Here is a 24,724-nt window from a genome sequence, read left to right as displayed (position 1 = left end):
ACTCATCTCAGTAGCAGCAAAAGAAGCGCCAGCAGTAACTGCGCCGCTGTCAGTACACCCGCAAATTTCAGGAAGCGCAGCGTCGCGCGCGAGCGCTCCGCCAGCGAGCGGCCCGCACGCCCGGGCGCCTGCCAGCCGAGGGCGGCCAGCCCTTGGTCGAGTGCGTCCAGATCAGCGGCATCCGCCGCGACCGCAAGCGCCTCGAACAAGCGACGGTCCAGCTCGATACGGACCAGCAGCCAGAGCTGGGCCACGCCAATGAGGGCCGCCACCAGCCCGAGAACCAGGTAGACCAGCGCAGCGGGCGCGAACAGTCCGGCAAGCAGCAGGTTGGCCATGGCCAGGACCAGGCCCGCGCCATTCAGCCGGGAGGCTGCGTGCATGGCGGCAGCAGTAATACGCGCCACCCAGGCCTCGCTGCCGGACGCGGGACGGGGATCGGCTTCAGTCACCATGGGCGGCTCCTTGCGTATCGGGATCCCGCGGATCGGCTGAGTTGGTTTGCAGGAAATGCGCCAATGCCGCAACGCTCTGCGGGCCCAGCACCACGGCGGGACGGCTTTGGCGCAACCGGGCCAGCACTTGCTGCGGATCACGCAGGCGCGCGTGCGCGCCCAGCCAGGCCGCCGCGACCAGCGCACTGCGCGAGTAGCCAAGGGCGCAGCTGACCAGCACCGTGCACCCTTGCAGCCGCCAGCGCTCGATGATCTCGACGCCGGCCTGCAATTGCGCCTGCGATGGCACGGTCAGGTCCAGCACGGGCACGCAGCGGTAAGCGACGCCGGTCACCAGCCGCGGCAGTTCCGCAGTCAGGTCGAGCACGGCATCGGCCCCCGAATCGCGCAGCTCCGCTTCGCCAGGCAGACGGCCGATCCACACGCCATCGGCCAGCCGGCTGACGGCAGGCTGGCGCCGGGTCCACCAGCGCGAGTTGGCGAAGGCGCCCAGCACGTAGGGCCACAGCACCCACCAGGCCGACATGGGGAGGGTACCGTCCGCGCGCTTCTGGAATGCCGCCGGCTTGCCGGCACGGTAGATCATGGCCACGCAGCCCAGCGCGATGGCCGCCCACACAAGCAGGAAACTTGCCACAACCGACACGCTCAATGCCGCCACCGAGGCCAGCGCCAGCAGCGCCGCCGCCAGCCCATAGCGGCGCGCAAGCCCGGCGTCAGGCGAGCCGGCCGCCGCGGCTGGCTCCCGCGGAAACGCGAATACGCATAGCCACCCGGCCAGCCAACCGGTCGGGATGTCGATGAAGTGGTGCTGGTAGGTCGTCAGGACCGACACGCCGATCAGCGCAAACCAGAGATGCAGCAGCCAGCGCCAGCCGCCACGCAGGTGCGCGGCATAGGCAACCCAGAGGATCACGAGCAGGCTGATATGCAGCGACGGCGCCTGGTTGAAGGGCTTGTCAAAGCCGCCGAGCAACGTGAAAAGCTGCCCTGGCAACCCGTCGGCTTCGGGGCGCGCAAAGGCAAAGCGCAGCGGAAACGCGACAAAGCATGCCACCGAGACGAGTTGGGCCGCGAGCAGGCGCTTCGCGTGGCTCAGCAGGTCGGCGCGCGTCGACCAGAGGAAGAACGAAATGCCATAGAGTAAGTCGATCGACCAGTACGGCACGATGGTCCACGGCACGAACGGAATCCCGCGCTCCCAGCCGAAGTGGAAATACGGTACCTCGGCGCGCTGGCTGGCCAGCCAGTTGGCCAGGCCGTAGCTAGAGAAGAACAGCACCCCCATGCCGGCGAGCAAACCCGCTGCCAGGCGCCACGGCCGGCCCGGCGCTGGCACCGGGTTCCGATCCAGCGCGGCGGGACCATACGATGCGCTGTCGCGCTGCATCAGCGCCCCTCGCCTTTCCTTCGTGCCAGGCTGACCGTGAAGATGCCCCACGGATCGATGCGCTGGGCGAGCTTTTCAAAGCCGGCATGGCGGACAAGTTCGTCCATCTCGGCCTGCGAGCGGCGGCGCATCACCCACGCCGAACCCGCACGGTGGCTGGTCAGCGCCCGCGCGATGAACTCGAGCTGGGGATGCCACGGCTGCCCCGTATAGACGAGATAACCGCCCGGCCGCACGGCCTGCGCCAGCCCGCGCAGCGACCTGCCGACCATCTCGTTGTCGCCGAACAGCTCGTACAGGCCGGAGACGATGGCCAGCGTTGGCGCCGGGTCCAGCGCGGCGAGACTGTCGGCATCGAACGCATCGCCCTTCTCGAAGCGCGCAATCGGATCGAGCCCCTTGCGGCGGATCAGGTTTCGTCCCTGCTCGACATTGATGTCGCTGTAGTCGCGCAGCAGGATGCTCTCCACGGCGTTGCCGTCGATGCTGCCGCGCTGCGAAGTCAGGGCCTCCAGCACGTAGCGCCCGTGGCCGGCGGCGATGTCGACGATGTGCACCGGGGCACCCGCGGCCTGCAGGCGGTGAATCGCCTCGCCAATCAGTTCTTCCACATGCAGCTTGCGCTGCCGGATGCCGCGCCAGCCGATGGCGTCCAGGTAGTTGCGGTCCACAACCTGGCCAATGCCGAAGCGGCCCGTCGCCTGGTTGCGATAGACATAGTCCAGCGTCGAGCCGGAGTCGAAGCCGGTCTGGTGACCCAGGCGCACGCCTTCGGACAGCATGCCGCCCAACCGCAAGCCGGCGCGCACGGTCCCCCAGTAGATGCCGGCCGGGCTTGCCGCCGCCAGCGGCGCGGCCAGCCGGTCGGACTCTTCCTTGAAGGGCCCGCGGCGGTCAGCCTCAAGCCATGACACGGGCTCGGACGGTGCGTCGAATTCGCGAACGATGAAGTTCCGCGCCGCCGCCACGGCGGATGCGCGGTCACGCTCGCCGAGCGTATCGTGGTAGAAGCCGTCGAGGACGATGCGCTCCTTCACGCGCGAGCCCAGGCGGTCGAAGAACGCATCCTGCGGGCCGCGATGCACGACCCAGTCCGCGCCGGAAATCAGCAGCTGCGTGGGTACGGTGATGGCGCCGGCATCGGCCACGACGCGCTCGCCGGCGTCGTAGAGGTCGAGCAGCATGTTGACGGCGATCGGCCGCGTGATCAGCGGATCGGCGTCGTAGCTGGCCACGCGCTGCGGATCGTGCGTGAGGAACTTCGCCTTGACGTAGCTGTTGACGAAGAACTTGCCGCGCAGCCGCTGCATCAGCTTCAGGCCCGGCCGCGCGAACGGCACATAAAGCTTGACCTTGAACGCCGGAGAAGCCGCTACCAGGCACCGGATGCGTGGCGCGTAGTCGTGCACCCAGGTCGCCACCAGTACCGCGCCGACGCTCTGCGCCACCACGGCCATGCGCTCCACGCCAATGCCGTGCGCGGCCTCGATGTGCTCGACAAAGGTCTGGATGTCGCGCACCGAACAGGCCAGCCCGGGGCTGTAGCCGCGCTCGCCCGGCGATCGTCCGTGGCCGCGCGCGTCCCAGGCAAAGAAGTCATGGTCCGGCAGGTTCAGTTCATCCACCAGGTGCGCGACGCGGCCGGAATGCTCGTGCCCGCGATGGAACAGGAGCACGGCCCCGCGCGGCGCGCCGCTCGCGGCCGGCCAGTGCCGGTAGAACAGTTCCTGCCCGTCATGGGTGGCAAAGCGCGATTCGATCGGAGTTCGTTCCACGCGGTGCGTCTCCACAGGTTAGACCGCCGGGCGGCGGGCCTGGCTCTCGCGAGCCTCCTGCACGCCGTGACGTACGCGATTGATGATGGTCGCCACGGACAGCAGCGACAGCAGGATCCAGAACCAGTGCCCGTAGGGACCGAGGCCCAGGCCGCAGCCCACCCATAATCCAAGCGCGCCAAGGACCAGCGCACGGTCGCTCTTGCCGAGCGGGCCGTCATAGCGCCGGCTGGCGCCCGCCAGCGGCCCGATCAGTCCGGCGCATTCGGCCACCACGGCCAGGATGGCGAACAGGATGACCTCGCCGCCCGACGACGGCATGGCCCAGGCGAAGGGGATGGTCAGCGCCAGGTCCGATACGATGTCGCCCAGCTCGTTCAGGTACGCGCCCAGCACGCTTTGCTGCCCGTGTTCGCGCGCGAGCATGCCGTCGATCGCGTTCAGCGCCATCCGCGCGAACAGCCACAGCGGCATCAGCAGGAACACGCCGGGCAGCCAGGCCAGCCCGCCCGTCAGCGCGCCGACGACGAACGAACCGGCCGCCGCCGCCAGGGTGACCTGGTTGGCGGTCACGCCCGACGCCGCAAGCCGCTCCACGGTGGGCCGCAGCAAAGCCTGGAACTTCGGTTTGATCTGGTAAAGCGTCATGTTCGGTCTCGGGTGATCTGCCGCGCGTCACGGACTTGCAGGGGCGCTGAACGTGAGCTTGCCGGCACAGACTGCGGAGCATAGCGGGAGTTCGGGTTTCCGCAAACCATCGTGACTGCCTCGCTACATTTATGCCGGCAGCCGGCCCGGGCCATCCCGCCGGAAAGTGCCTACCCTACGCCCATCAGGCGATCCAGGCACCCTTTGTCCGCCAGCAGGCCCGCGCTGTCGGATGCATGGGCCACCCGGCCCCGGTCGAGCACCATGGCCCGCCGTGTCATGGCCAGCGCCAGCCGCGCGTGCTGTTCGACCACGATCACCGCCATCCCGCCCTGCCCGATCAGCTTGCCGATCACGCGCTGGAGTTCCTGCACGATGATCGGGGCCAGGCCCTCCATGGGTTCATCCAGCAGCAGCAAGGCGGGATTGAGCATCAGCGCGCGCGCAATGGCCAGCATCTGCTGCTCGCCGCCCGACAGCTGGTTGCCGAGGTTGCGCCGCCGCTCCTGCAGGCGGGGAAACAGCGCGTAGACGCGCGCGAGCGTCCAGTGCCCCGGCCGGGACACGGCGCTCAGGTTCTCTTCCACCGTCAGCGACGGAAACACCCATCGCTCCTGCGGCACCCAGCCAATGCCGGCCTGGGCGCGCTGGTGAGGCGGGAGGCACGCCAGGTCGCGCCCTTGCCAGCGCAGCGTGCCCCGGTGCACGCGCGTGAAACCCATCAGCGTGGCGAGCAGCGTGGTCTTGCCCACGCCGTTGCGGCCCAGCAGCGCCAGGCTGTCCCCGCTTTCCAGCGCCAGGTCGATGCCGTCGATGACCACGGCGTCGCCATAGCCCGCGCTCAGCGCTTCCACGCGCAGCAACTCAGCCATGCGCCGCCTCCCCAAGGTAGACCTCTTGCACGCGCGGATCGGCGGCGATCTCGGCCGGCGTGCCTTCGGTGAGCACCTTGCCGCCGACCAGCACCGTGATGCGTTCGGCAAAGCGGAACACCAGGTCCATGTCATGCTCGATGAACACGATCGTCATCTCGCGCGGCAACGCGGCAATGACTTCAAAGAGCTCGGCGCTTTGCGCCGACGGAATGCCCGCCGCGGGTTCGTCCAGCAGCAGGATCGACGGCCGCGCCGCCAGCGCCAGCGCGATTTCCAGCAGGCGCTGCTTGCCATACGGCAGCCGGCGCGTCTCCACATCCGCCTCGCCGTCCAGCCCCAGGCTGGACAGCACCGCCATCGCCTCGTCCACCAGCGCGCGCTGCGACGCCACCGTACGCGACCACATGTGCGCCTCCCCGGTGCGCTCGGCCACGGCCAGCACTACCGATTCGAGCACCGTCAGCCCCGGGAACAGCGTATTGATCTGGAATGTCCGCGTCATGCCAAGGCGCACGCGCGCATGCTGGGGCAGCCGCGTGATGTCCTGCCCGCCAAGCCAGATACGCCCCGAGGTGGGCGCCAGGGCTCCCGTCAGCAGGTTGATGAACGTGGTCTTGCCCGCGCCGTTCGGGCCGATCAGCGCATGGCGGGCGCCGGGCGCGAAGCTGAGCGAGAGTTCGCTGTTCGCCACGAACGCCCCCCAATGGCGCGACAGGCCTTCGGTCCGCAACAAGCCAGTCATGGCGCACCGCCTTCGGGCTGCCGCCCCGCACGCGCGGCCAGCCAGGCGCGCGCCGCATCGACCGCCCCCATGAGGCCTCCTTTCGCGAACAGCACCATCACCACCAGCATCAAGCCAATCCAGAACTGCCAGTACACCGGGTTGATGCCGGCGAGTACATCCTGGGCAATCATGAACAGCGCCGCGCCAGCCAGCGCGCCATACAGCCGCCCGGCGCCGCCGAGCACCAGCATGACCAGCAACTCGGCCGAACGCGGAAAGCCCAGCATATCCATGCCGACAAACTGCGTGGTCTGGGCCAGCAGCGCCCCGGCCACACCGGCAATCGCCGCCGACAGCGTGAACACGGTACGTAGCCGTCGCGGCACATCCGCGCCCAGCGCCGGCATGCGCCGCACGCCTTCGCGCACGCCGCGCAGCGACAGGCCAAAGGGCGATTGCGTCAGGCGCCGCAGCAGCAGGAACAGCACGAACATCACCGCCAGGCTGTACACGTAGGCAGTCCTGCCGGACAGGTCGAACTCGAAGACACCGAACAGGCGGTCCATGACCACGCCGGACAGGCCGTCCACGCCGCCCGTCACGAAAGCGGCCTTGTTGGCCGCCTCGAACAGCATCAGGCCGATGCCCAGCGTCACCATCAGGCGCGTCAGGTCACCGCCGCGCACCACCAGGAAACTGCAGAGCCAGCCAGCTACGCCCGCAATCGCCGCGGCGGCGAGCAGGCCGCTGAACGGCTCGCCCCAGCCATGCGCCGCGAGCAGCCCCGCGGTATAGGCGCCAAGGCCGAAGAATGCCGCGTGGCCCAGCGAGACGATGCCCGCATAACCGAGGATCAGGTCCAGCGACAACGCGAAGAGCCCGGTAATCAGGATCTGGCTGCCGAGGATCAGATAGTCGGGCAAGGCAAAGAAGGCCACCACGGGCAGCAGCCAGAATATGAATTCGGCCGGGTGCCAGTGCCCGTCTGGCAGCTTTCGCCGCGCAGGCGCCGGGGAGCCAGCGGTCTCGCGGGAAGCTGCGGCCGGGCGCAGCGCACGCATCAGCAGCTTCATGCGCGCCTCCCGTACAGTCCGGCGGGAAACAGGACCAGCAGCAGCACCATCATCGCGTAGATGACAAAGGCGCCGACCGCCGGCACGTAGTACTTGCCGGCCACGTCCACGACACCGAGCACCATCGCCGCGAGCAGCGGGCCCCGGATCGACCCCGCCCCGCCCACGGCGACCACGAGCAGGAAGTACACCATGTACTTGAGCGGGAACGCCGGGTCCAGTCCCAGGACATCCACGCCAAGCCCGCCGCCCAGTCCTGCCAGGCCGGAGCCGAGCGCGAACGTCAGACTGAACACGCGCCCTACGTTGATGCCGAGGCCGCGCGCGGCCTGCTGGTTGTCCACCGCGGCCCGCACCTGCGCGCCAAAACGCGTGCGCGCCACCAGCCAGCCAAGCGCTGCCGTCACGACCACCACCACGCCGATCAGGAACAGCCGGTACGCGCCCAGCTCCAGTCCGCCCACGCGCACCTGGCCGCGCAGCGTCCCGGGCAGTTCCACGGGCTGCTGGCCCGGGCCGAACAGGTAGTTGGCCCCAGCCATTGCCATGAAGGTAAGGCCGATGGAAAACAGCACCTGGTCCAGGTGGCTGGCCTGGTAGAGGCGACGGTACAGCATGCGTTCGAGCACCCACCCCACCGCCGCCGCGCCCGCGAATGCCGCCGGCAGCGCCAGCAGAAAGGGTACGCCTGCCCGGCTCATCAGCACCACGGCGACATACCCCCCCAGCATGGCAAAGGCGCCATGCGCGAGGTTGACGAAGTTCATCAGCCCCATGGTGACCGACAGGCCGACGCTGATCAGGAACAGCAGGCTGCCGTAGGCCAGGCCGTCAAACAGCACGCCCAGTAGACGCGTCATCGTGGTCGGTACTCCCGGTGCGGGAACGCTGCATTCAAGGAAAGGCCCTGGCCTGGCTCCGGCACCCCGGGCACGGATGCCCGCTTCGGCATGCGCCTGGGTACAGCTTCGAGGATGACGGAGTCAATCCCAACCAAGCTGCCGCCGTTGCGGCAGCAGCACTTTATCGGGCGGATTGTTGCGGCTGTGCGCACTTTTTGCAATCCGGCCCCACCCGCGGTGGGGTGCGGGCAGGAATCCGGCCAATCCGGCCGAATGCTTTACAAGGCAATCGCAGGGGACTAAGGTCAACCCGTGCCTTCCGCCTGGAAATCCGCCCATGTCGATCGACCGCCGCTCATTTCTTGCGATTGCCGCCGGACTCGCCGCCGCACCCCGCTTCGTGGCTGCCGCCGGCATCGCCGCGGCAGCCACGGTAGCGGCACCCCTTCGGCGGACCATCCCTGGCACCACCGAGGCCCTGCCCGTGATCGGCATGGGCACGGCCGACACCTTCAACGTCGGCACCGGTGCGGATGAACGCGCGCCACTGGCCGAGGTCATGGGCCTGTTGCTGCAGAACCAGGGCTCGGTCATCGACACGGCACCGAGCTACGGCAGCGCGGAAGCCGTGACCGGCGACCTGCTGCGCAGCGCCGGCGCGCGCGGCAAGGTCTTCCTGGCCACCAAGGTGTCCGCCCCCGCCGGCGCACCGGCCCAGGCGCAGTGGGCACGCTCGCTGGCCGACCTGCACACCGACAAGGTGGACCTGCTGCAGGTCCACAACCTCATCGACTGGCGCGACAACCTGCGCTGGATGCGCGGACTCCGGGAACAGGGCAAGATCCGCTACCTCGGCATCACCCACTATCGCGACGACGCCCAGGAGACCGTCGCGCAGATCGTGCGCAGCGAGCGCGTCGATTTCGTGCAGATCAATTATTCGATTGCGGAGCGCGGCGCCGAGCGTACGCTGCTGCCGCTGTGCCAGTGGCGCGGCGTGGCGGTCCTGGTCAACCGGCCGTTCCAGGACGGGCGCCTGTTCCGCGCGGTCAAGGACAGGCCACTGCCTCCCTGGGCGGGGGAGATCGACTGCAGTTCGTGGGGCCAGCTCTTCCTGAAGTTCGTGGTCAGCCATCCGGCCGTGACCGCGGCCATTCCCGCCACGTCCAAGCCCAGGAACATGGCGGACAACCTCGGCGCCGGACTCGGACGCATGCCGGATGCCGGCCAGCGCGAGCGGATCGCGGCGCTGCTCGCGTAGCCGATGGACAAGCATCCGCCCCAGCCCCGCACTGGCCCGCTTGCCCGGCTGCGCCATGGCTTGGGCATCCACCCCGGCGAAACGGGCGCCGTTGTCGCGGGCTTCCTGTTCTTCTTCTGCCTGTTCGCCAGCTACTTCATGCTGCGCCCGGTGCGCGAGACCATGGGCATTGCCGGCGGCGTGAAGAACCTGCAATGGCTGTTCACGGCCACCTTCGTCGTCATGCTGGCCGCGATTCCGCTCTATGGCGCGTGCTGCGCGCGTTTGCCGCGCCGGCGCTTCGTGCCATGGGTCTACGCGTTTTTCATCGCCAATCTGGTCGGCTTTGCCCTGGCCACGCATGCGGTGCCGGACAATGTCTGGCTGGCACGCGTGTTCTATGTCTGGCTCTCGGTCTTCAACCTGTTCGTGGTGTCCGTGGCATGGAGCCTGATGGCCGATGTGTTCCGCCCCGAGCAGGCCCGGCGGCTGTTCGCGATGCTGGCGGCCGGCGCCAGCGCGGGCGGGCTGGCCGGCCCGGTGATGGGCGGCTGGCTGGTATCGCATACCGGACTGACCGGCCTGATGCTGCTATCCGCGGCCCTGCTGGCCGCCACGCTGCCCGGCGTGGGCTGGCTGTTCGGCTGGCGCCGCCGCGCCGGCGCCGGCGTTGTGAAGCCTGGCGACGCCGTGGCCGCAGATCCGGCCCATCCCGTCGGCGGCGGACTGTGGGCCGGCCTGTCGCTGGTGATGCGGTCGCGGTACCTGCTGGGCATCAGCCTGTTCGTCATCCTGCTGGCCACGGCAAGCACCTTCCTGTATTTCGAGCAGGCCCGCCTGGTGGCGGAGGCGTTTCCGGAGCGCGCGCGGCAGACGCAGGTATTCAGTGCGCTCGACGCCGCCGTGCAGGCGCTGACGATCATCATCCAGTTGTTCTTCTCGGGGCGCGTGGCGCGCCGCTATGGGGTTTCCGCGCTGCTGACCATGGTGCCGCTCGCGGTGGTCGCCGGCTTCCTGCTGCTGGCGATGTTCCCGACCTTCAGCGTGCTCGCGAGCGTGATGATCCTGCGCCGCGTGGGCGAGTACGCGCTGCTGCGCCCGGGACGGGAGATGCTGTTCACCGTGGTCGACCCCGAAACCAAGTACAAGGCCAAGAACGTTATCGATACCGCGGTGTACCGCGCCGGCGACGCGGTAAGCGCGTGGGTCAAGACGGCTATCGACGCGATTTCGGGCCATGCCGCCACCGTGGCGCTGACCGGCGCCGCGCTGGCCCTGCTGTGGGCCTTCCTGGGGTGGTGGCTGGGGCGCCGGCATGAACTCCAGCTCGCGCAGCCGGCCCCCGCCTCGGCGCGTAACACCGCGCCGTCATCGGCGACGCAAGCGCGTTAGTGTGCCTGCGCAATCCGGAACGCAGCGACGGCCTGCCGCAGTGCCGCCGCCTGTTCTTCCAGCGAATGGGCCGCCGCGGAGGCTTCCTCGACCAGCGCGGCATTTTGCTGCGTCACCTGGTCCATCTGCGCCACCGACTGGTTGACCTGCTCGATGCCCGTGCGTTGCTCCACGGACGCCGCCGCAATCTCGCCCATGATGTCCGTCACGCGGCGGATCGATTGCGTGATCTCCGTCATGGTCGCGCCCGCGCGCGTGACCAGGTCCGAACCGCTGCGCACGCGATCGACCGAGGTGCCGATCAGCGTGCGGATTTCCTTGGCGGCCCCGGCCGAGCGTTGCGCAAGGCTGCGCACCTCTCCCGCCACCACGGCAAAGCCGCGCCCCTGCTCGCCCGCGCGCGCCGCTTCCACCGCGGCATTGAGCGCCAGGATATTGGTCTGGAACGCAATGCCCTCGATCACGCCGATGATGTCGGCGATCTGCCCGGAGCTGTCCGCAATCTGCGTCATGGTGGTGATGACCTGCTCCATCACCTCGCCGCCGCGATTGGCGATCTCCGACGCATTGTCGGCCAGTCCGCTCGCCTGGCGCGCGCTGTCGGCATTGTGTTGCACGGTGGTCGTCAGCTCTTCCATGCTTGCGGCGGTCTCTTGCAGCGAGGCCGCCTGCTGCTCGGTACGCGACGACAGGTCCGAATTGCCCGCGGCAATCTGCGCGGTGGCCGTGGCCACCGATTCGACGGAGGCGCGGATGCCGCTCACCGTGCCGGCCAGCTTGCCCTGCATGCGCTGCATCGCGAAGAGCAGGCTCGCCGTGTCACCGTGACGCAGCTCGATCTCGCGCGTGAAGTCGCCGTCCGCGATGCTGTTGGCAATCGACGCGGCATAGGCCGGCTCGCCTCCGAGGTCGCGGCGCACGCCGCGCAGCAGCCACGCGGCCAGCAGGGTCGCTGCGCCGCCCAGGATCACCAGCATCAGGATGGAGTGGATCAGCGCCTGACGGAATGCAGCCTCGATGTCATCGACGTAGGCGCCGGTGGTGACAGCCCACTCCCACGTCTTGAAGGCCTTGATATAACTGACCTTGGGCAGCGGCTCGCTCGCGCCCGGCTTCGGCCACATGTAGTTCAGAAAGCCCGCACCCTGGCCGCTCGCGATCTTCGCGATTTCCACGTAGATGGCCACGCCGTTCGGATCCTTCATCGCGGTCAGGTTCTTGCCCTCGTTCTCGGGCTTGAACGGGTGCATCAGCGAGCGGCCCGAGAAATCCGTGATCGAGACGTAGCCGTCCGTGCCGAAGCGCAGCGGGCGCAGGCGATCCTTGGCCAGCTTCTGCGCCTCTTCAACGGACATACCCTGGCTCGCGGCGTCTTTCTCGATGGCCGCGATCAGGCTGACCGAGGCCTCGGCGACGCTCTGCATCTCGCGTTGGCGTCCGGCGAACATCTCCGCGCGCGTGACGAACGCCTCGTACGTGCAGATGCCGAGCATGGCGATCCAGATCAGGCCAAAGGGGATCCAGAGCCGTTGGTTGAGGGTCAGAGTCTTCATTCCATTTACGATGTGGGGACGACGAACGAGCCATTGGGACGGGATGCAAACCCTGAACGCCAATGGCTCCAGCCTGCAAGCAACGGAACAAACCAACCATTGCTCACCCCACTTTCGAGGGGTACGCGATGCAATGCGTCCGATCAGCGGCCACGCGCGTCGAAGAAGTGATGCCTGTGTCTCCCCGCAAGGCCGTATAGTCATGCCTTTGGCCCACGCAGGCCGTCTGTTCCCCTTTCCCCCGGAGGATCCTATGAAGACCAAAGCCGCCATCGCCTGGAAAGCCGGCGCCCCGCTGACCATCGAAGACGTGGACCTGGAAGGCCCGCGCGCCGGTGAAGTGCTGGTGGAAATCAAGGCCACCGGCATCTGCCACACCGACTACTACACGTTGTCAGGCGCCGATCCGGAAGGCATCTTCCCGGCGATCCTGGGCCACGAGGGCGCGGGCATCGTCACCGACGTCGGCCCGGGCGTGACCTCGCTAAAACCCGGCGACCACGTGATCCCGCTGTACACGCCCGAATGCCGCCAGTGCAAGTTCTGCCTGTCGCGCAAGACCAACCTGTGCCAGGCCATCCGCGCGACGCAGGGCAAGGGCCTGATGCCGGACGGCACCTCGCGCTTCTCGATCGACGGCAAGCCGATCTTCCACTACATGGGTACGTCGACCTTCGCCAACCACATCGTGGTGCCGGAGATCGCGCTGGCGAAGATCCGTCCCGACGCGCCGTTCGACAAGGTCTGCTATATCGGCTGCGGCGTGACCACCGGCGTGGGCGCGGTCATCTTCACCGCCAAGGTGGAAGCCGGTGCCAACGTGGTGGTGTTCGGCCTGGGCGGCATCGGCCTGAACGTGATCCAGGGCGCGAAGATGGTGGGCGCGGACAAGATCATCGGCGTGGACATCAACCCCGCGCGCGAAGCCATGGCGCGCAAGTTCGGCATGACGGATTTCGTCAACCCCAAGGACGTGGGCAATGTCGTCGACCACATCATCCAGCTCACCGACGGCGGCGCGGACTACTCGTTCGAGTGCATCGGCAACACGCAGATCATGCGCCAGGCGCTGGAGTGCTGCCACAAGGGCTGGGGCAAGTCGATCATCATCGGCGTGGCCGAGGCCGGCGCGGAAATCTCCACGCGCCCGTTCCAGCTCGTGACCGGGCGCGAATGGAAGGGCTCGGCCTTCGGCGGCGCGCGCGGCCGCACCGACGTGCCGAAGATCGTCGACTGGTACATGGACGGCAAGCTCAATATCGACGACCTGATCACGCACACGTTGCCGCTGGAGCGCATCAACGAAGGCTTCGACCTGATGAAGCGCGGCGAGTCGATCCGTTCCGTGGTGCTGTACTGAGGAGCGCGCCGTGACCCTGGAACTGCTGTCAGAACACGGGTGCCATGGCGGCGTGCAGCGCTTCTACCGGCACGCATCAGCCGCCATCGGCCTGCCGATGCGTTTCTCGGTGTACCTGCCGCCGCAAGCGCGGGCCGGCGGCAAGCTGCCGGCCCTGTTCTACCTGGCCGGGCTGACCTGCACCGAGGAAACCTTCATGATCAAGGCCGGCGCGCAGCGCTTTGCCGCCGAGCACGGCCTGGTGCTGGTCGCACCCGACACCAGCCCGCGCGGCGCAGGCGTGCCGGGCGAGGCGGATACATGGGACTTCGGGGTTGGCGCGGGCTTCTATGTCGATGCAACCGAGGCGCCGTGGAACACGCACTGGCGCATGGAAAGCTACGTCACGCAGGAACTGTTCAACCTGGTGAGCCGCGAGTTGCCGGTCGACCCGGACCGGGTCGGCATCTTCGGGCACTCGATGGGCGGACACGGCGCGCTGGTGCTGGCACAGCGGCATCCGCAGCGCTTCCGCTCGGTGTCGGCGTTCGCGCCCATCGCCGCGCCGATGCAGTGTCCGTGGGGCGAGAAGGCCTTCACCGGCTATCTGGGGACGGACCGCAGCCGCTGGGCCGGGCATGATGCCAGCGCGCTGATGGCCGCCCAAACCGCGGCGCCCTTCCCGGCCGGCATCCTCGTCGACCAGGGGCTGGCGGACCAGTTCCTGCCGAACCAGCTCCATCCCGAAGCGTTCGAGGCCGCCTGCGTCGCGGCAGGCCAGCCGCTGACGCTGCGCCGGCATGCCGGCTACGATCATGGCTACTACTTCATCAGCACCTTCGTAGCGGACCATATCCGGCATCACGCCGGACAACTCTGACGACGCGGCGATGACGATGCGCGGCTCGCGCCGCGCATCGCTCAGATATAGCGTTCGGTCATGACCAGCGCGCTGAGGCGGCGGCGCTTCCAGAACATGCCGTGGATGCGCGTGAGCAGCTTGCGCAGCGTCGCCGGGTCCAGCGCGCTGAAGGTCAGCATGACCGCCGGATTGCTGCCATCGCCGGGCACATGCTCGGCAGCGTCGAATTCCGGCAAGCCGTACTTCACCAGGAACTCGCGGATCTCGTCATCGGTCGTGCCGGGCTCGATATTGCCGAGCAGCAGTACAGACATGGTGGCCTCCCTCCGTTCGCCACGTCGCCGTCATTCCCTGCGTTTCATCGGGCGCAGTCGACATCGCCCTGTGTGCCAAGCGGCAATGTGACGATGCGCACGGTCGCATCGTCGGGGCAGGCAACGTCGGAAAAACCAAGGCGACGCGCCAGGCGACGCATGGGAGTATTCATGGCCAGCACGAATCCCTCCATGCGCGCATAGCCCCGCGCACGCGCCGTGTCGATCAGCGCCGACATCAGCATGCGCGCCAGGCCTGCGCCATGCCAGTCATCATCGAGCGTGATGGCGAACTCGCAGACATCGCTGCCAGGCGCCGCCACGAACCGCGCGCCGCCCACCAGCCTGCCGCCGCGGTCCTTGCCCTCGGCCTCGCTGATGGCGACGAGCGCGCATTCATGGTCTGGTTGCGGGTGCGTGGCCTGTTCCACCATGGCTTCCGGCAGTTCCCGCATGGGGGCCATGAAGCGCGTGTAGCGGGCGTCGTCCGACAACCGGGCAAACGCGGCAAGCAATCCGGCGCGGTCCTGCTCACAGATTTCGCGCAGCAGGATCTGGCGGCCATCCCGCAAGGTCAGGCGGGTTGGCGTAAACGGCAATGGTATGGGTGCGGGCATCTGAGCACGGTTTGCGTCACGGGATGAACAGGAAACCCGGCTGAATCGCCGAAGCTCATTCACTGTAGTGCCAAATGACGCGCCGTGCAGGGCGCATGCGCCACGGTCGCGTATGAACGGGATTGATTCGAGCGTGATGACAACGCCGGAATGACGGAATGAAAAAGGGCTTCCGTTTCCGGAAGCCCTTTTCTTTCTGCATAGGTGGCGCGGCTGGCAGGATTCGAACCCACGACCCCTTGGTTCGTAGCCAAGTACTCTATCCAACTGAGCTACAGCCGCACGCGAGACATAGATTGTATCGCACTTTGGCTTTTGTGCAAGCCCCTTCCGGAAAAAACTTTGCTACCAGCGATAACGCGCGCCGACAGTGCCCCCTGCATTGTGTCCCGCCTTGACCTTGAACCACAACTTGACGCCGGACGCGGTATTGCCATGTGCGCCGATATTGAACGAGAACAGTCCGCGCAGCAGGTCCGTGTCGATCTTGGTTCCGTTGATGTTGATGGTCTGCTTGCGGCTGTCCTGCCACCAGTCGGCTTCGACAAACGGGTAGACGCCCGCAAGCCGGGTTGGCTGGGCGCCATACAGGCGCACGCCGAAACCCGTCGCACTGGAATCGCCCAGCATGTCGGGCGCCTGTGTCCCCGTGGCGGCATTGCCCGGCTGATAGGCAAGTTGCACGCGAGGTTGAATGGTCAGGCCGCCGGCATGGGGCACGACCGCATCGAGTGCCACCGCCATGGTGCGCACGCGGCTGTCCACGAATCCGCTGGCGGTGGTGATATCGTCGACATGAACCAGGATCCGCCTCGGGCCGTAGCGCAGGCGTTCGGTATCGCGGTCGATGTCCGCGAGGCCAGGTGCGTCGTCATCAGGCCCCGCACCTGTCGATACCTCGATGCGGGGGGAATAACCGGGTGGCGGCGCACTGTGTTCGACGGAGGAGACAGAACCTCGGCCAGCGGAGGCCGCACCGGCAGTCATCCCGCCAAGGTCGCTCGCCTGCACATGTTGCCAGCCGAGGATGGAATCCGTGCCCGGAGCACCCTCGTCCGCCCTGGCCACGGAACACACCAGCATGGCCAGCACGCAACAGCATTGCAGGGGATGGTGGCGCGCCCCATGCTGTGTCGCGGCACAGTCGTCGTGACACACGGGGTACACCCCGGCCTCCCTCTCTCTCGATGATGACAAGACCACAGTCATGGCAACCACCTTCGGACGTTATCAACGCTTGCCCGATTTGTTTGAGCATAGGTCAAATGCCCGCCAACTGGTAAGCGGCGAATGTCTGTTGCCACGCAGCCGCTGAGCCAGCGTTCCGGACAGTCGCGGTGACGTCCCGTTTAGTGGAGCAATGGCGTCGGCTTTGCCCGGGGCCCTGGTGGTTTTCATCAATAATGTCGAAATTCAACGATTTCCTATGCCTGTCCTGGCCGAAGCGGCGCGGGAGGAGACAACCATGGCGTTCTGGCGAAGACTTCGCCCGGTCGGCAATACCCACGCCAGCAATCCGGCAGCAGGCCGAAGCCGGAGCCTGAAGCGCAAGCTGTCGGCCGCCACCGCGGTGGCCGCGCTGTGTACGGTTGGCCTGGCTGCCCTGGTGATGGCCCGCGCGTATGGCGATTTCGCCGCGGCGCGGCAGAACCTGTATGACATCTGGGAATACCGTGTCCTGCTGGACGCGGCCAATGTGCTGTCGGCCGAACGCGGCCCCGCCAACAGTGTGCTGGGAGAGGCGCCGGCCGAAAGAAGCGCAGCGCGGGAGAGGCTGCGCGAATTCCGCGCGCGCAGCGACGCCGCGCTCTCGCGGCTGCTGGCGCCGCCACCCGCGCCAGCCGGCCTGCACCAGCACTCTAAGCCGCCATTGATGGTGGAGCGCGTGCGCGAGCGGCTGCGCCGGGCGCGCGCGGACATCGATGCGCTCGCAAGCCGCCAGCGCGAAGACCGGCAGATGGATGAACTCCAGCACGCCATCGAAGCCATGTTCGAAGCCGTGGATGCCTTGCAGCCGCTGGTCGGCTGGCAGGTACGGCAGTTGTCGGCATGCCACCCCGGCCTCTCGGCGCCTGCACTCACCGGCAAGATGCTCGGCGACCTGCGCGAGTACGGCGGGCGCGCGGCCTCGCAGATCATGGCGCCGGTTGCCGCGCACCAGCCGATCCCGATCCGCACCCTTGCCGATACATCACGCTCGCGCGGTCGCCTGGTGGAACTGTGGGAACTGGCCGGACCCGCCTACAACATGTACGGCGAAACCCCGCAGCTCCAGCAGGCGTACGCCGACGCGAGCTACCAGTTCTTTGGCCACGGGTTGGCCATGGTCGACAGCATGGTGATGCAAGGCCGCCAGTCGGGGCGCTACTCGATGACGCCGACGGAGTTCACCAACCGCTATGTGCCCACACTGGAGCCGCTGGAACGACTGCGCAGCGCATTCCTCGATGAGGTCATCGCGCATTTCGAGGCCGACCGCAAACGCGCATTGCACGTGCTCGCAATCGCCGGCGGCGCCACGGCGCTGATTCTGCTGGTGCTCGGCTACCTGCTGGTGTTCGCGCAGCGCTCGGTATTCCTGCCGTTGCTGCACGCGCGCGATGCCGTCATCGCCCTGGCCGAGGGACGCAGCCGCCCGGGCTTCGCCATGCCGGCAACCAGCCGCGAGATGCGGCGCCTGTTCGATGCGCTCGATATCCTGCGCCGCAAGCTGCGCGAGCGCGCAACGCTCACCGAGCAGCTCGAGCACCAGGCCCGTACCGACAGCCTGACCGGACTGCTGAACCGGCGCGCGCTGGAGCATATTGCCGCGCAACCCGCCAATCCGGACGGACCCGCGACCGTGAGCCTGATCCTGATGGACGTCGATCGGTTCAAGCAGATCAACGACCGGCATGGACACCCCGCCGGCGACGAGGTGCTGCGCGTGGTGGCTGACCTGATGCGCGACCTGGTGAATCCCGGATACGCGCTGGCCCGCTTTGGCGGCGAGGAATTCGCGGTGCTCGTGCCGGGCGCCGGCACCGACGAAGCCGCGTCCATCGCGCAGGCATTGCGCACGGCGATCTGCGCCGAGCCCATCCGCCTGGCCGACGGCAACCGGCTGCCCGTGACCGCCAGTTTTGGCGTGGCGACCGGTCGCATCGGCGCGATCCACTGGCCGCGCTTGTTTGCCGAGGCCGACGCCGCGATGTACCGCGCCAAGACCGACGGCCGCAATTGCGTGCGGCGCGCCGATCAACCCGCCGAGACCGTCGACGATTGAACCGGCACGCCGCGCCGTTCGGCGCGGTGCCCGCCCCAAGCCGTTGCCTCGGGCAAGGTCGCGACAGTAATTGTCGTGACCGTAAACGGAAAAAGGCCCGCATCGCTGCGGGCCTTTTCTGAATTTGGTGCCCAGAAGAGGACTCGAACCTCCACAGTGTTGCCACCGCTAGGACCTGAACCTAGTGCGTCTACCAATTCCGCCATCTGGGCTTCGTTCCGCTGCATTTCTGCAGCGATGCGAAGAACAAGATTATGCGTGGCAGCATGAACCTTGTCAACACTCTTTCGCAAAAAATCTCTGCGCGTCAGCGACCCTGCACGGCTTCCCCGCGCCTGGCCATGAAATCTACCTGCGCCGGCCGTCCCGGCAGCTGCAGCGCGGCCGTGGCCGGCGGCATGCTGGCCACGGTCTTGCCCCCGCGCAATACCAGCAGGCGCGTGGCGCGCAAGCGGATGGCCTCGACGGGATCGCGCGCCTGCAGCAGTACCAGGTCCGCGCGACAGCCCGGCGCAAGGCCGTAGCCCTCGAGACCAAGAATCTGCGCGGGCGTGGATGTCACGGCCGCAAAGCAGCTGCGCATCGCGTCCTGCCCGGTCATCTGGCCGACGTGCAGGCCCATGTGGGCCACCTCGAGCATGTCGCCGCTGCCCAGGCTGTACCACGGGTCCATCACGCAGTCATGCCCAAACGCAACCGGCACGCCTGCCGCGAGCAATTCGGGCACACGCGTCATGCCGCGCCGCTTCGGGTAGGTATCGTGGCGGCCCTGCAAGGTGATGTTGATCAGCGGGTTGGCGATTGCGGCCACGCCGGCCTCGCGCATCAGCGGCAGAAGCTTGGACACGTAGTAGTTGTCCATCGAATGCATCGAGGTGAGATGCGAGCCGGCGACGCGTCCGTGCAGGCCCAGCCGCACGGTCTCGCTGGCCAGGGTTTCGATATGGCGCGACATCGGATCGTCGCTCTCGTCGCAATGCATGTCGACGCGCAGGCCCCGCCCGGCGGCGAGTTCGCACAGCAGGCGCACAGACGCCGCGCCGTCCGCCATGGTGCGCTCGAAATGCGGAATGCCGCCGACCACCTCCACGCCCATATCCAGCGCGCGGCAAAGATTGTCGAGCGCGCCCGGCGCGCGCAGCACGCCGTCCTGCGGGAACGCGACGAGCTGAAGGTCGAGGTAGGGACGCACGCGCTCGCGCACGTGCAACAGCGCCTCCACCGCAAGCAGGCGCGGGTCGCACACATCCACGTGCGAGCGGATCGCCAGCAGCCCCCTGGCCACGGCCCAGTCGCAGTACGCCAGCGCGCGCTCGACCAGCGCATCCTGCGTCAGCAGCGGCTTCAGTTCGCCCCACAGCGCAATGCCTTCGAGCAGCGTGCCGGACTGGTTCACGCGCGGCAGCCCGTACGACAGCGTGGAATCCATATGGAAATGCGCGTCGACGAACGGCGGCGTCACCAATTGCCCCGCCGCGTCGATCTCGCTGGCCGCCTGCGCGGCGAGCGCGGGTTTCACCGCAACAATGCGGCCGTTGTCGATACCGATATCGATGCCAGTGCGCCCGTCGGGCAGCGTGCAGTGGCGCAGGATCAGTTCCAGCATGGTGGCTCCAGGCTCGGATGGTTCAGGTCAGCGCTCGCCCCGGCGGTACGGCTTCATCAGCGCCTGCGGATAGGTGGCGCGTCTAGCCACCAGGATCAGCGCGACGATCGACAGCACGTAGGGCAGCATCAGGTAAAGCTGGTAGGGCAGCGGCGGCAGCCCCGGCAGGCTGGCGCCGCCCTGCTGCAGGCGCAGCTGCAGCGCATCGAACGCGGCGAACAGCAGCGCGCCCAGCAGCGCCCGGCCGGGCCGCCATGACGCGAACACCACCAGCGCCACGCAGATCCAGCCGCGCCCGTTGATCATGTTGAAGAAGAAGGCATTGAACGCCGACAGCGTCAGGAACGCGCCGCCCACCGCCATCAGCGCCGATCCTGCCATGACCGCGCCGATGCGCACGGCGCCCACGCGGATGCCCTGCCCTTCGGCCGCCGCAGGGTTTTCGCCCACCATGCGCACCGCAAGCCCGAGCGGCGTGCGGTACAGCAGCCACGCAATCACCGGCGCGAGCAGCAAGGCCAGCAGCGTCAGCGCTGTCTGCGCGCCCAGCACCGGACCGAGCCAGGGCCCTGCGACCGGCACCTGCGCCAGCCAGCCCATCGGCGCGAAAGGCGTGATGGTCGGCGGCGACGATACCGAGGCAAAGCCGATCCGGTAGGCGTAATAGGACAGGCTCGTGGCCAGCATGGTGACACCGAGTCCTGCCACGTGCTGTGACAACGCCAGTGTCACGGTCAGCCAGCCGTGCAGCAGCCCGAACACCAGCCCCGCACCTGCCGCCACCGCCACGCCTCCCCACAGCGGCGCACCGTGGTATACCGCGAGCCAGCCGGAGAACGCGCCGGCCACCATGATCCCTTCGATGCCAAGGTTCAGCACACCGGCCCGTTCGCACAGCAGCACGCCCAGCGTGCCGAACACCAGCGGCGTGGCCACGCGCAGGACGGCGACCCAGAACGGCGCGGCGGCAAGGATGTCGAGCAGGTCCATCAGGCCACTCCCCGCACGCGGTCCAGGCGGATGCGATAGCGCGTCAGCATGGTCGCGACCAGCATGGCCAGCAGCGCCACCGCCACGATCACGTCGGCAATGGCGTTGGGCACCCCGACCGCGCGGCTCATGCCATCGGCCCCGACCAGGACTCCGGCCACGAACACCGAAGCTGCCACCACGCCGAGCGGGTTGAGCCCGGCCAGCATGGCGATGACCACGCCCGCGTAGCCGTAGCCCGGCGACATGTCGAGTGTGAGATAGCTCGTGCGCCCCGCCACCTCCACCACGCCGGCCAGGCCCGCCAGCGCGCCCGACAACAACGCCGCGAACAGCGTCACACGGCCCACCGGCATGCCGGCGAATGCGGCGGCACGCGCATTGGCACCCACCGCCCGCATCTGCAGGCCGAACACGGTGTAGCGGTTCATCGCCCACACCGCCAGCGCCAGCGCGCACGCCGCCAGCAGACCGCTGTGCACGCGCGAACGTTCCATCAGGCGCGACAGCTCCAGTTCCGGCAGCAGCGTTACGGACTGCGGCCACCCCATTGCCAGCGGATCTTTCATCGGGCCGTCGAGCATCATCGAGACCAGCAACAGCACGATGAAATTCAGCAGCAGCGTGGTCACCACTTCATCGACACCGAGCCGCAGCTTGAGCCATGCGGGGCCGAGCAGCAGCAGCGCCCCGGCCAGCATCCCGGCCGCGACCATCAGCGCGAACAGCACGCCGGCCGGAAGCTGCGCGGCCCACGGCGCGGGGCCGCCATCCACCTGCCCGCCAATGGCCACCGCAGCCAGCGCGCCAAGATAGAGCTGGCCCTCGGCACCGATATTGAACAGCCGCGCGCGAAACGCCACGGCCACGGCCAGCCCGGTCAGCATCAGCGGCGTAGCGCGCGTCAGCGTCTCCGACCAGGCAAAGCGCGAACCGAAGCCGCCTTCGAGCAGCGTCAGGTAGGCCCGCCCAACCGGCGCATCCGCCCAGGCGACCAGCAGCGCGCAGATCGCCAGCGTGGCCGCCACGGCGCCCACCGGCGCCGCCACCAGTGCCACGCGCGACACCGTTGCCCGCGCTTCAAGCCGCATCGCACACCTCCGTCCCGCCCGCGGCCGCGGCGCCTTCCGGGGCAGCCGCCGCGCCGGCCATGGCCAGGCCCAGTGTCGCCAACGTCCAGGCCTGCGCCGGGAGTGCCTCGGTCAGGCGTCCGCGATGCATCACCGCAATCCGGTCAGCGAGTGTCATCAATTCGTCCAGATCTTCGGAAATCAGCAGCACCGCGGCCCCGGCGTCGGCGGCGTCCAGAAGCTGCCGGTGGACATAGGCCACGGCGCCGATATCGAGGCCCCACGTCGGCTGGCTCGCCACCACCACGCGCGGCGCCTCGCCCTCGCCGGCCACCGAGAGCGCCCGCCCGAGGATCAGCTTCTGCATATTGCCGCCGGACAGCGTGCGCGTGGGCACATCGATGCCGCCGCCACGCACGTCGAAGCGCGCAGCCAGATCCCGCGCGAAGCGCCTGGCGGCGCCGCGCAGGATCACTCCCGCGCGCGTGAAGGCCGGCTGGCCGAGCTGCTCCGCGATCGCGTTCTCCCACACCGCGAGTTCTCCGACCGCCCCCTGCGCGTGGCGATCCTCGGGCACGCGCGCCACGCCGGCCGCGATCCAGCGTTGCGGCTCGGCCGGCATGACCTGGCCCGCCACCGTCACGGTGCCCGACGCAGGCGCGAGCATGCCGCTCATGACCTCCGCCAGCGTCACCTGGCCATTGCCCGCCACGCCGGCAATGCCGACGATCTCCCCACTGCGCAGCGACAGCGATACGTCTTGCAGCGCGACGCGCCCCGGCGATGCCGGCACGCTGACCCGCGCGAGTTCGGTGCGGACCTCCGCCGCATTGCGCAGCGCGGACCGCGTGCGCGCCGGCATCTGCACGACACGCCCGACCATCAGCTCGGCCAGTTCCGGACGCGACGTGGCCGCGGCGTCGCGCGTGGCCACAAGCCGGCCGCCGCGCAGCACGGCCACGCGGTGCGAGACGCGCAGCACTTCGTCGAGCTTGTGGCTGATGAAGATGACCGACATGCCATCGCCAATCAACTGGGCCAGCGTGGCAAAGAGGCTGTCGGCCTCCTGCGGCGTCAGCACGGCCGTCGGCTCGTCAAGGATCAGCACGCGGGCACCGCGATACAGCGCCTTGATGATCTCCACGCGCTGGCGCTCGCCCACTGAAAGCGCACCGACCCGCGCGTGCGGCTGCACGGCCAGGCCAAAGCGGTGCGACAGCTCCTGCACGCGCGCTCGCGCGGCGCGCCGGCGTTGCTGCAGTTGCCATAGCGGTTCGGTGCCTATCAGGATATTATCGAGCACCGACAAGTTGTCGGCCAGCGTGAAATGCTGGTGCACCATGCCGATGCCGGCCGCCAGCGCCGCGCGCGGATTGCCGGGCGGCAACGCCACGCCGTCGATCTCGACACTGCCGGCATCGGCCACGTAGTGGCCGAACAGGATATTCACCAAGGTGCTCTTGCCCGCGCCGTTTTCGCCGAGCAGCGCGAGCACCTCGCCACGCCGCAGGTGGAGCGAGATATCGTCGTTGGCCAGCAGCGCGCCAAAGCGCTTGGTGATGCCGGCCATGCGCAGCACCGGCGGCGATTCAGGCAGGAACATGGATGTCAGGAAGGGAACAAAAAAGGGATGTCTGGCGGCCGCCCGCCAGACATGGCCATCCGCTTGGCATCGCCGCAGGACGCCTACGGTGTGGACTTCGGCTCCGTTTCGACCACCTTCACGGGTTCCTTGCCATCAAGGATGGCCTTTTCCCTGGCGCGCACCTTGACCATCAGCTCGGCCGGCACCTTGCCCTCGAAGGTCCCGAGCGGCGCCAGTTCGGCCCCCTTGTACTTCATCAGCGAATACTGGCCGTAGTCCTCGTTCCTGAACTGCCCCGCCTTGACCTTGGCCAGCGCCGCGCCGATGGTCGGTTCCATGTTCCACAGTGCCGACGCCACCACGGTCGCCGGATACTGCGGCTGCGTGTTGATGACGTTGCCGACGGCGAGCTTGCCGCGCTCCTTGGCGGCATCGGATACGCCGAAGCGTTCCGCGTACAGCACGTCGGCCCCCTTGTCGATCATGGCGAAGGCCGCTTCCTTGGCCTTGGGCGGATCGAACCAGGAGCCGATGAAGCTGACCGTGAACTTCACTTTCGGGTTGACCGAGCGCGCGCCATCCATGAATGCGTGCATCAGTCGGTTGACCTCGGGGATCGCATAACCGCCCACCATGCCGATGTGGTTGGTCTTGGTCATGCCTCCGGCGATCATGCCGGTCAGGTAGGACGGCTCCTGGATGTAGTTATCGAACACGGAGAAATTCGGCGCCTGCGGCTTGCCCGACGAACCCATCAGGAACGCCGTCTTCGGGTAGTCCTTCGCCACCTTGCGCGCGGCGGATTCCACCGCGAATGACTCGCCGACGATCAGCGCTGCGCCCTGCTCCGCATACTGGCGCAGCACGCGTTCATAGTCGGCGTTCGAGACGCTTTCGGAGAACACATAGTCCACCTCGCCGCGGGCCTTGGCTTCATTGAGCGCCTTGTGGATGCGCGACACCCACTGCTGCTCCACCGGCACGGTGTAGACCGCTGCCACCTTCAGCTTCGCCTGCGCGTGGGCCAGCGGCACGGTGCCGATGACGGCCACGGCTGCGCCTGCGGCGGCCAGCTTCAGCCAGGTCCTGCGATTGCGTCCAGACCTCAT

The 24,724-nt window shown here is 68.0% G+C and carries 22 protein-coding genes and 2 tRNA genes; 5 read left to right on the top strand and 19 right to left on the bottom strand.

Annotation, left to right across the window (positions count from 1 at the left end):
* Positions 1–2: 2 nt before the first annotated feature.
* The 8 genes from AC3FNH_RS06520 to AC3FNH_RS06485 all read right to left on the bottom strand — a co-directional run bounded on the left by AC3FNH_RS06520 (position 3) and on the right by AC3FNH_RS06485 (position 7,800).
* Complete coding sequence (locus tag AC3FNH_RS06520; protein WP_488719441.1) at positions 3–455, bottom strand: hypothetical protein; 453 nt, start codon at positions 453–455, stop codon at positions 3–5.
* Positions 445–1,845, bottom strand: coding sequence for a phosphatase PAP2/dual specificity phosphatase family protein (locus AC3FNH_RS06515; RefSeq protein WP_488719440.1), 1,401 nt, complete (start codon positions 1,843–1,845; stop codon positions 445–447). Before AC3FNH_RS06515 ends, AC3FNH_RS06520 begins: the two co-directional genes overlap by 11 nt.
* A complete protein-coding gene (locus AC3FNH_RS06510; RefSeq protein ID WP_488719439.1) occupies positions 1,845–3,620 on the bottom strand; it encodes a bifunctional alpha/beta hydrolase/class I SAM-dependent methyltransferase in 1,776 nt (591 codons plus the stop codon). The genes AC3FNH_RS06515 and AC3FNH_RS06510 overlap by 1 nt, the downstream gene beginning before the upstream one ends.
* An 18-nt stretch (positions 3,621–3,638) precedes the next feature.
* A complete protein-coding gene (locus AC3FNH_RS06505; RefSeq protein WP_276101312.1) occupies positions 3,639–4,268 on the bottom strand; it encodes a CDP-alcohol phosphatidyltransferase family protein in 630 nt (209 codons plus the stop codon).
* A 170-nt stretch (positions 4,269–4,438) separates the two neighbouring features.
* Positions 4,439–5,140: an ABC transporter ATP-binding protein gene (locus tag AC3FNH_RS06500; protein ID WP_276101311.1), complete on the bottom strand. Its 702-nt coding sequence runs from the start codon at positions 5,138–5,140 to the stop codon at positions 4,439–4,441.
* Positions 5,133–5,885 carry an ABC transporter ATP-binding protein gene (locus AC3FNH_RS06495; protein WP_488719438.1) on the bottom strand — a complete coding sequence of 251 codons (753 nt, stop codon included), beginning with the start codon at positions 5,883–5,885 and terminating at the stop codon, positions 5,133–5,135. The genes AC3FNH_RS06500 and AC3FNH_RS06495 overlap by 8 nt, the downstream gene beginning before the upstream one ends.
* Positions 5,882–6,940: a branched-chain amino acid ABC transporter permease gene (locus AC3FNH_RS06490; protein WP_488719437.1), complete on the bottom strand. Its 1,059-nt coding sequence runs from the start codon at positions 6,938–6,940 to the stop codon at positions 5,882–5,884. Before AC3FNH_RS06490 ends, AC3FNH_RS06495 begins: the two co-directional genes overlap by 4 nt.
* Entirely contained in the window at positions 6,937–7,800 is an 864-nt protein-coding gene (locus AC3FNH_RS06485; protein ID WP_488719436.1) for a branched-chain amino acid ABC transporter permease, read from the bottom strand. The genes AC3FNH_RS06490 and AC3FNH_RS06485 overlap by 4 nt, the downstream gene beginning before the upstream one ends.
* Positions 7,801–8,119: 319 nt before the next feature.
* On the opposite strand from AC3FNH_RS06485, the gene AC3FNH_RS06480 reads away from it, so the two are divergent.
* Positions 8,120–9,043 carry an aldo/keto reductase gene (locus AC3FNH_RS06480; RefSeq protein WP_488719435.1) on the top strand — a complete coding sequence of 308 codons (924 nt, stop codon included), beginning with the start codon at positions 8,120–8,122 and terminating at the stop codon, positions 9,041–9,043.
* A 3-nt stretch (positions 9,044–9,046) separates the two neighbouring features.
* Positions 9,047–10,414, top strand: a complete 1,368-nt coding sequence (locus AC3FNH_RS06475) for an NTP/NDP exchange transporter (protein ID WP_488719434.1) — start codon at positions 9,047–9,049, stop codon at positions 10,412–10,414.
* Here AC3FNH_RS06475 and AC3FNH_RS06470 read toward each other — a convergent pair.
* A complete protein-coding gene (locus AC3FNH_RS06470) occupies positions 10,411–11,967 on the bottom strand; it encodes a methyl-accepting chemotaxis protein (RefSeq protein WP_488719433.1) in 1,557 nt (518 codons plus the stop codon). The two genes, AC3FNH_RS06475 and AC3FNH_RS06470, sit on opposite strands and share 4 nt — an antisense overlap.
* Positions 11,968–12,220: 253 nt before the next feature.
* On the opposite strand from AC3FNH_RS06470, the gene AC3FNH_RS06465 reads away from it, so the two are divergent.
* Positions 12,221–13,327 (top strand): S-(hydroxymethyl)glutathione dehydrogenase/class III alcohol dehydrogenase, encoded by a 1,107-nt coding sequence (locus tag AC3FNH_RS06465; protein WP_488719432.1) that lies wholly within the window; start codon positions 12,221–12,223, stop codon positions 13,325–13,327.
* A 16-nt stretch (positions 13,328–13,343) separates the two neighbouring features.
* Positions 13,344–14,186, top strand: a complete 843-nt coding sequence (gene fghA, locus AC3FNH_RS06460; RefSeq protein WP_488719602.1) for an S-formylglutathione hydrolase — start codon at positions 13,344–13,346, stop codon at positions 14,184–14,186.
* Positions 14,187–14,227: 41 nt separating this feature from the next.
* Here the strand turns inward: fghA and AC3FNH_RS06455 are convergent, their stop codons facing one another.
* The 4 genes from AC3FNH_RS06455 to AC3FNH_RS06440 form a co-directional block, all read right to left on the bottom strand.
* Entirely contained in the window at positions 14,228–14,482 is a 255-nt protein-coding gene (locus AC3FNH_RS06455) for an RNA-binding protein (RefSeq protein WP_276101303.1), read from the bottom strand.
* Positions 14,483–14,526: 44 nt separating this feature from the next.
* On the bottom strand, positions 14,527–15,099 hold the full coding sequence (locus AC3FNH_RS06450; protein ID WP_276101302.1) for a GNAT family N-acetyltransferase: 573 nt from the start codon (positions 15,097–15,099) through the stop codon (positions 14,527–14,529).
* Between the two features lie 205 nt (positions 15,100–15,304).
* A tRNA-Arg gene (locus AC3FNH_RS06445) sits at positions 15,305–15,381 on the bottom strand.
* Between the two features lie 63 nt (positions 15,382–15,444).
* Positions 15,445–16,182, bottom strand: coding sequence for a hydrolase (locus tag AC3FNH_RS06440; protein ID WP_488719431.1), 738 nt, complete (start codon positions 16,180–16,182; stop codon positions 15,445–15,447).
* A gap of 382 nt (positions 16,183–16,564) precedes the next feature.
* Between AC3FNH_RS06440 and AC3FNH_RS06435 the strand changes: the two genes are divergently transcribed.
* On the top strand, positions 16,565–18,364 hold the full coding sequence (locus AC3FNH_RS06435; protein ID WP_488719430.1) for a GGDEF domain-containing protein: 1,800 nt from the start codon (positions 16,565–16,567) through the stop codon (positions 18,362–18,364).
* Positions 18,365–18,489: 125 nt separating this feature from the next.
* On the opposite strand, the gene AC3FNH_RS06430 is transcribed toward AC3FNH_RS06435, so the two are convergent.
* The 6 genes from AC3FNH_RS06430 to AC3FNH_RS06405 all read right to left on the bottom strand — a co-directional run bounded on the left by AC3FNH_RS06430 (position 18,490) and on the right by AC3FNH_RS06405 (position 24,724).
* Positions 18,490–18,576: transfer RNA gene (locus AC3FNH_RS06430), tRNA-Leu, on the bottom strand.
* Positions 18,577–18,671: 95 nt separating this feature from the next.
* Positions 18,672–19,970, bottom strand: coding sequence for an amidohydrolase family protein (locus AC3FNH_RS06425; protein WP_488719429.1), 1,299 nt, complete (start codon positions 19,968–19,970; stop codon positions 18,672–18,674).
* A 27-nt stretch (positions 19,971–19,997) separates the two neighbouring features.
* Positions 19,998–20,963 carry an ABC transporter permease gene (locus AC3FNH_RS06420; RefSeq protein ID WP_488719601.1) on the bottom strand — a complete coding sequence of 322 codons (966 nt, stop codon included), beginning with the start codon at positions 20,961–20,963 and terminating at the stop codon, positions 19,998–20,000.
* Positions 20,960–22,051, bottom strand: a complete 1,092-nt coding sequence (locus AC3FNH_RS06415; protein ID WP_488719428.1) for an ABC transporter permease — start codon at positions 22,049–22,051, stop codon at positions 20,960–20,962. The genes AC3FNH_RS06420 and AC3FNH_RS06415 overlap by 4 nt, the downstream gene beginning before the upstream one ends.
* Positions 22,041–23,633 carry an ABC transporter ATP-binding protein gene (locus AC3FNH_RS06410; RefSeq protein ID WP_488719427.1) on the bottom strand — a complete coding sequence of 531 codons (1,593 nt, stop codon included), beginning with the start codon at positions 23,631–23,633 and terminating at the stop codon, positions 22,041–22,043. Before AC3FNH_RS06410 ends, AC3FNH_RS06415 begins: the two co-directional genes overlap by 11 nt.
* Positions 23,634–23,716: 83 nt before the next feature.
* Positions 23,717–24,724 carry a BMP family protein gene (locus AC3FNH_RS06405; RefSeq protein WP_276101295.1) on the bottom strand — a complete coding sequence of 336 codons (1,008 nt, stop codon included), beginning with the start codon at positions 24,722–24,724 and terminating at the stop codon, positions 23,717–23,719.

Source organism: Cupriavidus sp. 22TCCZM01-5 (genome assembly GCF_057798915.1).
Note: the sequence above shows the minus strand (reverse complement) of the source record. Positions and strands in the feature narration are given on the sequence as shown.

Excerpts from the sequence above, each read along its gene's own strand:
- AC3FNH_RS06520 (WP_488719441.1), bottom strand. The coding sequence starts at position 455 with ATGGTGACTGAAGCCGATCCCCGTCCCGCGTCCGGCAGCGAGGCCTGG.
- AC3FNH_RS06515 (WP_488719440.1), bottom strand. The coding sequence starts at position 1,845 with ATGCAGCGCGACAGCGCATCGTATGGTCCCGCCGCGCTGGATCGGAAC.
- AC3FNH_RS06505 (WP_276101312.1), bottom strand. The coding sequence starts at position 4,268 with ATGACGCTTTACCAGATCAAACCGAAGTTCCAGGCTTTGCTGCGGCCC.
- AC3FNH_RS06500 (WP_276101311.1), bottom strand. The coding sequence starts at position 5,140 with ATGGCTGAGTTGCTGCGCGTGGAAGCGCTGAGCGCGGGCTATGGCGAC.
- AC3FNH_RS06495 (WP_488719438.1), bottom strand. The coding sequence starts at position 5,885 with ATGACTGGCTTGTTGCGGACCGAAGGCCTGTCGCGCCATTGGGGGGCG.
- AC3FNH_RS06490 (WP_488719437.1), bottom strand. The coding sequence starts at position 6,940 with ATGAAGCTGCTGATGCGTGCGCTGCGCCCGGCCGCAGCTTCCCGCGAG.
- AC3FNH_RS06485 (WP_488719436.1), bottom strand. The coding sequence starts at position 7,800 with ATGACGCGTCTACTGGGCGTGCTGTTTGACGGCCTGGCCTACGGCAGC.
- AC3FNH_RS06480 (WP_488719435.1), top strand. The coding sequence starts at position 8,120 with ATGTCGATCGACCGCCGCTCATTTCTTGCGATTGCCGCCGGACTCGCC.
- AC3FNH_RS06475 (WP_488719434.1), top strand. The coding sequence starts at position 9,047 with ATGGACAAGCATCCGCCCCAGCCCCGCACTGGCCCGCTTGCCCGGCTG.
- AC3FNH_RS06470 (WP_488719433.1), bottom strand. The coding sequence starts at position 11,967 with ATGAAGACTCTGACCCTCAACCAACGGCTCTGGATCCCCTTTGGCCTG.
- AC3FNH_RS06465 (WP_488719432.1), top strand. The coding sequence starts at position 12,221 with ATGAAGACCAAAGCCGCCATCGCCTGGAAAGCCGGCGCCCCGCTGACC.
- AC3FNH_RS06455 (WP_276101303.1), bottom strand. The coding sequence starts at position 14,482 with ATGTCTGTACTGCTGCTCGGCAATATCGAGCCCGGCACGACCGATGAC.
- AC3FNH_RS06450 (WP_276101302.1), bottom strand. The coding sequence starts at position 15,099 with ATGCCCGCACCCATACCATTGCCGTTTACGCCAACCCGCCTGACCTTG.
- AC3FNH_RS06440 (WP_488719431.1), bottom strand. The coding sequence starts at position 16,182 with ATGCTGGTGTGTTCCGTGGCCAGGGCGGACGAGGGTGCTCCGGGCACG.
- AC3FNH_RS06435 (WP_488719430.1), top strand. The coding sequence starts at position 16,565 with ATGGCGTTCTGGCGAAGACTTCGCCCGGTCGGCAATACCCACGCCAGC.
- AC3FNH_RS06425 (WP_488719429.1), bottom strand. The coding sequence starts at position 19,970 with ATGCTGGAACTGATCCTGCGCCACTGCACGCTGCCCGACGGGCGCACT.
- AC3FNH_RS06415 (WP_488719428.1), bottom strand. The coding sequence starts at position 22,051 with ATGCGGCTTGAAGCGCGGGCAACGGTGTCGCGCGTGGCACTGGTGGCG.
- AC3FNH_RS06410 (WP_488719427.1), bottom strand. The coding sequence starts at position 23,633 with ATGTTCCTGCCTGAATCGCCGCCGGTGCTGCGCATGGCCGGCATCACC.
- AC3FNH_RS06405 (WP_276101295.1), bottom strand. The coding sequence starts at position 24,724 with ATGAGGTCTGGACGCAATCGCAGGACCTGGCTGAAGCTGGCCGCCGCA.